This is a genomic window from Microcoleus sp. D3_18_C4, assembly GCF_036702355.1.
GTDB lineage: Bacteria > Cyanobacteriota > Cyanobacteriia > Cyanobacteriales > Microcoleaceae > Microcoleus.
Window position 1 is genome coordinate 23,103 of the sequence record NZ_JAUBTF010000075.1, and the last position, 7,414, is coordinate 30,516.

5 protein-coding genes, 1 tRNA gene and 1 pseudogene are annotated in these 7,414 nt (G+C 45.5%); 5 read left to right on the forward strand and 2 right to left on the reverse strand.

All coding sequences use genetic code 11. The features are described from left to right. Positions 1 to 73 precede the first annotated feature (73 nt). The 4 genes from QUA90_RS26330 (at position 74) to QUA90_RS26345 (ending at position 5,779) form a co-directional block, all read left to right on the forward strand. Positions 74 to 1,597 (forward strand): carboxypeptidase M32, encoded by a 1,524-nt coding sequence (locus QUA90_RS26330; RefSeq protein WP_333389669.1) that lies wholly within the window; start codon positions 74 to 76, stop codon positions 1,595 to 1,597. A gap of 133 nt (positions 1,598 to 1,730) precedes the next feature. Continuing rightward, a complete protein-coding gene (locus tag QUA90_RS26335; RefSeq protein ID WP_333448326.1) occupies positions 1,731 to 4,151 on the forward strand; it encodes a sucrose synthase in 2,421 nt (806 codons plus the stop codon). A 612-nt stretch (positions 4,152 to 4,763) separates the two neighbouring features. After that, positions 4,764 to 5,474 carry a peptidoglycan-binding protein gene (locus QUA90_RS26340; RefSeq protein ID WP_333448327.1) on the forward strand — a complete coding sequence of 237 codons (711 nt, stop codon included), beginning with the start codon at positions 4,764 to 4,766 and terminating at the stop codon, positions 5,472 to 5,474. Positions 5,475 to 5,697: 223 nt separating this feature from the next. Beyond that, a tRNA-Leu gene (locus QUA90_RS26345) sits at positions 5,698 to 5,779 on the forward strand. A 251-nt stretch (positions 5,780 to 6,030) separates the two neighbouring features. On the opposite strand, the gene QUA90_RS30580 is transcribed toward QUA90_RS26345, so the two are convergent. Together QUA90_RS30580 and QUA90_RS26350 are read right to left on the reverse strand one after the other, a co-directional pair. Then, positions 6,031 to 6,225: a transposase gene (locus tag QUA90_RS30580; protein WP_333326652.1), complete on the reverse strand. Its 195-nt coding sequence runs from the start codon at positions 6,223 to 6,225 to the stop codon at positions 6,031 to 6,033. 227 nt (positions 6,226 to 6,452) lie between these two features. Then, positions 6,453 to 6,740, reverse strand: coding sequence for a hypothetical protein (locus QUA90_RS26350; RefSeq protein ID WP_333326595.1), 288 nt, complete (start codon positions 6,738 to 6,740; stop codon positions 6,453 to 6,455). A gap of 271 nt (positions 6,741 to 7,011) precedes the next feature. On the opposite strand from QUA90_RS26350, the pseudogene QUA90_RS26355 reads away from it, so the two are divergent. Continuing rightward, positions 7,012 to 7,341, forward strand: a pseudogene (locus QUA90_RS26355) (IS5/IS1182 family transposase); the annotation flags it as partial. Positions 7,342 to 7,414: the final 73 nt, after the last annotated feature.

Here is a 7,414-nt window from a genome sequence, read left to right on the forward strand (position 1 = left end):
GTAGCAATGATTGATGGAGACGGATGCCGCACTGCAACCTTTGTAGGCAAAACAGCACCATAAACCCCCAATCATGCAAACCCTAGACAAAACTCAAGCAAAATTCGCTCAACTGGCAGCCCACCTCAGAGAAGTTAACGATATCGAATCAGCCTCGTCGCTGCTGCATTGGGATCAATCAACTTATATGCCCGCCAAAGGTGCAAATGCCAGAGGCCGCCAGTTGGCTACTCTCAAACAAATATCCCACGAAAAATTTACCGACCCCAAAATAGGTGAACTCCTAGAAGACTTGCGTTTCTACGAACAAACCCTCCCCTACGACTCCACCGCAGCCAGCCTGATCCGCATAGCCCGCAGAGACTACGATCGCGCATCCAGAGTCCCCGCAACCTTCATGTCCGCACTCTGCCGCCACCAAGCCGACAGCTACGAAGCTTGGGCCGCAGCCAGGGCAGCCAACAATTTCGCAGCGGTCGAGCCGTATCTAGAAAAAACCCTAGAATTAAGCAGGCAATACGCCGACTTTTTCCCCGGCTACGAACACATTGCCGATCCTTTGATCGATCGTAGCGACTACGGCATGAAAGTATCTCTGCTGCGCCCGCTTTTCGCCAAACTGCGTGAAGAATTAGTGCCGATAGTCGAAGCCATCACCTCGCAACCTCCCGCCGACGACTCCTGCTTGCACCAAGACTTCCCAGAATCCCAGCAACTAGAATTCACCCGTAAAGTCGTAGAACGCATGGGGTACGACTTCCAACGGGGACGGCAAGACACCACCCTGCACCCGTTCATGACCAACTTCTCCATAGACGACGTACGAATTACCACCCGCGTCTATGAAGACCACTTGGATCAAGCACTCTTCAGCAGCATCCACGAAGCCGGGCACGCCCTCTACGAACTCGGAAATTCCCCGGAATTTGAAGGCACGCTTCTGGCAGGCGGCATTTCCTCCGGCGTCCACGAAAGTCAATCGCGACTTTGGGAAAATTTGGTGGGGCGCAGCCGCGGTTTTTGGGAATGTTTCTATCCGCAACTCCAAGGCGTATTTTTGCGACAGTTGGGACACGTATCCACTGACGCATTTTACCGGGCAATTAACAAAGTCTCACGATCGCTCATCCGCACCGACGCCGACGAAGTAACCTACAACCTCCACGTCGCCATCCGCTTTGACCTAGAATTGGCAATGGTAGAGGGAAAACTAGCAGTGCGAGACCTCCCCGAAGCCTGGAACGAACGCTATAAAACCGACCTCGGCGTTGTCCCCGCCACCGATAGCGAAGGCGCGATGCAAGATGTTCACTGGTATGTTGGTACGATCGGCGGAATGTTCCAAGGTTACACCCTCGGCAACTTGATGAGCGCCCAATTCTACGAAACAGCAGTAAAAATCAATCCTGAAATTCCGGTAGAAATAGAACGGGGCAATTTTACCGTACTCCACAACTGGCTAAAACAAAACATCTACCAGCACGGCCGCAAATACACCGCTGTCGAATTGATCGATCGCGTTACAGGTTCACCTTTAACTATCGATCCCTTTATCCGCTACATTCGCCACAAATACGGGGAATTTTATGTCATTTGAGGGATAGCAACTTCACTTTGCAGATTTTAAAATGGCATTAAAAAAAGTAGCCCCCTAAAAATAAAGGGCGATACTCACAAAGTATCGCCCAGTTTTACAATGAAAATCAAAAATTCTAAATAAGGGAGTATGTATGTCGGAACTCTTTCAGGCTGTTATCGCCAGCGACGAAAAAACCGACTTGCGTCAGTTTGTGAGCGATTTGCACGCTTTGGGAAACAAATATTTACTGCGAAACGACATAGTTAACGCTTTTGCCGCCTACTGCACCAAATACGAAAAGCCTGAAGAGTTCCATCAATCTTCTCATTTAAGCAAATTAATTTACTACCTTCAGGAAATTATCCTCGAAGATGGCAGCCTTTGCGTCCTGCTGCGACCAAAAATTGCTACAATGGAAATAGTGCGAGTTGCAGACGACTTGACTGTTGAGCAGATGACAGTGCAAGACTTGCTCGATGTGCGCGATCGGTTCGTCAACCACTTTCACCCCCACGAAGGCGACATTCTCGAACTAGATTTCGGGCCTTTTTACGATTATTCCCCCACAATTCGCGACCCCAAAAACATCGGCAAAGGAGTGCAATTCCTCAACCGATACCTGTCCAGCAAACTATTTCAAGACGCCAGACAGTGGCAGGAAACTCTATTTAATTTCTTGCGGATTCACCGCTACAACGGCGTACAATTACTAATTAACGATCACATAAAATCCCAAGAACAACTTTCAAAACAAGTCAAAAAAGCCCTCACCTTTGTTAGCGAACTTTCTGAAGAAGAATCCTACGAGAGATTTCGACGGGTTTTGCAAATGATGGGTTTCGAGGCAGGTTGGGGAAATACCGCCGCCCGCGTGCATGAAACCCTAGGACTTCTTGACGAATTAATTGATGCCCCCGATCCGCAAACCCTAGAAGCATTTATTTCTCGCATCCCGATGATTTTCAACATCGTCCTAGTTTCTCCTCACGGCTGGTTCGGCCAAGAAGGAGTTTTGGGGCGACCGGATACGGGAGGTCAGGTAGTTTATGTCCTCGATCAAGCCAAGAGTTTAGAGAAACAACTGCAAGAAGATATTCATCTTGCCGGCCTCGATAGTTTAGGCGTCAAACCTAAAGTAATTATTCTCACCCGGTTAATTCCTAACAGCGACGGCACGCGCTGCAACAAACGTTTAGAAAAAGTTCACGGCACAGAAAATGCTTGGATTTTGCGGGTTCCCTTCCGGGAGTTCAATCCCAAACTGACTCAAAATTGGATTTCGAGGTTCGAGATTTGGCCTTATTTGGAAACTTACGCGATCGATGCAGAAAAAGAACTGTGGGCTGAGTTTCAGGGTAAGCCAGATTTAATTCTCGGCAACTATTCAGACGGCAACTTGGTAGCGTTTTTGCTATCTCGAAAACTGAAAGTTACTCAGTGCAATATTGCCCATGCGCTGGAAAAATCTAAATATTTGCTCAGCAATCTTTACTGGCAAGAATCAGAGGAAAAGTACCATTTTTCGCTGCAATTTACGGCCGATATAATTGCCATGAATGCAGCTAATTGTATTGTCAGCAGCACCTATCAAGAGATTGTGGGCCAACCCGATAGTGTCGGTCAGTACGAATCTTACAAGTGTTTTACCATGCCGGATTTGTACCACGTTGTGAACGGGATTGAACTGTTGAGCCCTAAATTCAACGTCGTGCCGCCGGGAGTTAACGAAAGTGTGTACTTTCCCTACACGCGGATAGAAGACCGGGTGCAAGGCGATCGCGATCGGCTCAACGAATTATTATTTACTCTAGAAGACCCGGAACAAGTCTTTGGAAAACTCGACGATCCGCACAAGCGCCCTTTATTTTCGATGGCCCGGCTCGATCGCATTAAAAACATGACAGGCTTAGCAGAATTGTTCGGAACAAGCCAGGAATTACAAGAAAAATGCAACTTAATTCTAGTAGCTGGCAAGCTTCGCGTCGAAGAAACCGACGATTACGAAGAAGCAGAAGAAATTAAAAAGCTCTACGCAATTATCGACCAATACAACCTTCACGGTAAAATTCGCTGGTTGGGAGTGAGGCTTTCCAAAAGCCTGTCCGGCGAAATCTACCGGGTAATCGCCGACACCCAAGGTATATTTGTTCAGCCAGCCTTATTTGAAGCTTTTGGCTTGACAATTCTCGAAGCAATGATTACCGGTATTCCTACTTTCGGGACACAGTTTGGTGGCCCGCTGGAAATTATTCAAGATGGCGTAAATGGGTTTTATATCAACCCGACCAACCACCAGGAGACTGCCCAAAAAATTCTAGCTTTTTTATCGAAATGCGAACACAGTCCCAACTATTGGTATGAAATTTCAACGCGAGGCATTGACCGAGTTTATAGCACGTATACCTGGAAAATTCACACTACCAAGCTGCTGACGCTGGCGCGGAGTTACGGTTTCTGGAACTACTCGTCCAAGGAAAACCGCGAAGATATGCTCCGCTACATAGAATCGCTGTTTTATCTCATTTACAAGCCAAGAGCAAAGGCTTTATTGGCAGAACACGCAAATCGATAAGTCGCGAGTTTTGCTTTTTATATCCAATCCGTTGGTATCGCAATTATTCATCTCTCTCTTCCCTTTCTCTGTATCCTCTGCGTCAAGAGGGGTTTAATAATTCCCATACAACCGAAATTGATATTACGGGGAGATTGAAGCAAAAAACTTCGCTTTTCATAGATCAACTTTGTAGAAAATTCGCCTGTAAAGATTTGTGAATGACGGCAGGTTTTGTACCATAAGACTGAGGCTAAAAGACGTGGTTTATACGAAAATATGAGCTTTGGTAACGAAACATCTCGGAATCAAGCGGGTTTATTAGGAATAGTGCGAACCGGCCCCTACTTCTAGCAGGTAAGTTGTGAGTGCTGGTGTCCCGAGTGCTGAAATTCTAGAGACCGGGGCAGATATAGCAACCGCGGCAGACGCTTAGAACTTTCTTAATGGCTCAAACCAATGCGGTCTATTACCCCTTCCCTCGGACTTCTTCTTACCCGATAGCGAAGTAGAAGGGCATTCTTCCTTCTTGCTTTTGCTATATGTCTCAGAAAGCTGTCCGGGTAATACAATTAGATTTAGAAACTTGAAAACAGGGAAACCTTGTCAAACCTTACTAACAGGATGAAATTTATGCGTGTGACTACTGTTACGATTTTCAGCTTGATCGCTCTGCTCGCTCCCGGCTTAACCCGAAAGGCAATTGCTGCTTTTGACTCCGAGCCCTTGGTGCAGGAACAGTACCGCAGAGACTTTACGGCTCCCGCCGATCCGGGTGCGTCAGCATCGCCCGATGGAAAGTCCGAAGCAGATATGTTTAACAAGCCTTTTTACGCGGGCGAGCAGGCGCCAGTCAGAAAGGAAAAAACTATCTCGGCGGGAGCTGACGGGCCAGAAGTTGCCGCCATACAGCAACGGTTGCAGGTGCACAGTTTCAAGGTGGGGACGATCGACGGTTCCTATGGCTCTCGCACTACATCGGCGGTTCGTGCCTTTCAGCAGTCTAAGGGTTTGAACTCAGACGGCATTGTGGACAAAGAAACTTGGACAGCTTTAGCAGCCGATCCGGCGCCTGCTCCTGAAACTGTGCAGAACAATGCTCCAATTCTGAGCAATGCTGCTGTTGCCGGCAATCCTCCAGCTCTTCTAAATAAAGGCGCTGTCGGTTCCAAGGTGAAGACGCTACAGGTGCGTTTGGAAATGCAGGGTTACGATCCGGGCCCTATCGACGGCATTTTTGGCGCTCGCACTGCTACGGCTGTCAAGAACTTTCAGAAATTTAAGGGTTTGACGGTTGACGGCATGGTTGACGAAACAACCTGGAAGGCGCTGGGTCAAAAGTAAGCGAGGAGTAAAACATACGGAAAATTGCTGTGGCGATAACTCATGATTGAACCCGGTGTGCCAAAATGACCGGGTTTCTCGATGTTGGGCGATCGAGCAATTTGGTCATCCGCCTGCGGATTTATCAGTGGGTCGCTGTGTTTTATCTAAAATCTAAAATCTAAAATCTAAAATCGATTGACCGATCGCTCTGTTGTGTGCTATAGTATTAAAATGTCAAAATGCGGATATGGCGGAATTGGCAGACGCGCCAGATTTAGGTTCTGGTTCCGAGAGGAGTGAAGGTTCAAGTCCTTTTATCCGCATAACAGATTGTATTCCCAAACGAAAAACCCCCACCCTTGGTTTAGCAGAGTTTTTGCTGCCTTGTGAACGGCATCCCGGAATTGAAGGTTGTGTTACAAGCTGCCATTTTTGCCAAGGGCTTTGAAGGCTATGTCCTTGATTCTATCGTGGTTTTGACTCTTGTTGTCACCCCGTCCGGGCTTTTGCTAACTCTTGATAATTAGGCGTCTTGATAGAACGGAGAATATTTTTAAGTTTTGACCATAAATTTTCACGCTTGTGAGAAATCGGGCGAATAGGGCGACAGGTATATTAATTTTGCCTCTTTCTCTTTAATGGCTTTTTCTACTTCTTCTCCGGTATGAATAGTACAATTATCCAGCACTACACAAGCACCTTTCCATAACTTTGGCACTAATTTTCTGATAATAAAAGCCTCAAATGTAATTCCATCAGTTGTACCTATTAAATTAACTCATGTTAGGACTTCTTTGACCGATATAGCTCCAATTATTGAGACATTTCTTCCGCGTTTATTCGGTTGTGATCACGAGAGCTCTTGAACCTTTTAGAGATCGAGCATATAACCTAACCATTGCCCAGTTTACTCCACATTCATCAATGAATATTAAGTCGTTCAAACAAACTTCTCTAATTTTTTGCCAGAACTCGTATCGCAGGTTCTGAACCCTGTCAGTGCCTTTGTCTGACGGGAAAAGAGTTTTTTTTCAAAGTCATGTTTAAGAGTTTTGCCATTCTTCCCATCGTTGCTACGCTGATGGTAAAACCAATTTTTTGGTACAGTAAATAACGGAGTTCTTCGAGAGTTGCATCATTGTTTGCTTCAATCAATTCCGCTACAATTAGCAGTTGTTCTGCATTCAGTTTTAATTTGACTCCACATCGCTCAGTGCGAGGAGCAATGTTTTGGGTGTCACGATACTGTTTAACCCATTTTTGGACAAAACTCTGAGGCTCCACAAAAACGCTTAGCTATTGCTCTTTGTGACAGCGGTTCATTATGGTACACATCCATAATTTTTTGTCTAAAATCAAGAGAATAACTTTTCATTTTTACTAATGCGTGATCCTTGCTAAAATTTGAGATAGTTGTCATTCTAGTGACTGCGGGTCGAGCGACTACTGCTCGAAGAGCGCCCCATTTAATTAGAACTGTATAACATTTTGAAGTTCTATATTTTTCACTCCGTTTAAGTCAGTTATATTATACCTCATCTTTCTAAGAAATGCTATAGATGCTCCCTCGGCCCCAGCCGACATTAGTTATCCTACCGACTTAGGACTATTAAACGGAACCAGATTTCATACCGACAAAATTATAGGTATCCTGTATAAATAACTCAAATATCAAACCAATAAAAAAACAAGAACCTACCGTAATATTGCCAAAAAAAACTACTTAGCAGTAGCGAAAAAAAGACGATTAACCCGCAATAAAATAAGACGAAGCCTTAAGAAATAACTCCAATACATCAAAAGAAATCTCGCTCATATTGAACAGCTAATCGAGTCAGGTGCGACCCTAGAAAGTTTGAATAAAAAGCAATATAAAACCTTCCTAGGGCGTCGGTTCAGTATCAGGAGTTGACAAAACAAACTGGAAATGATAGGTGAATTGAGAAGCCTGTTAAATT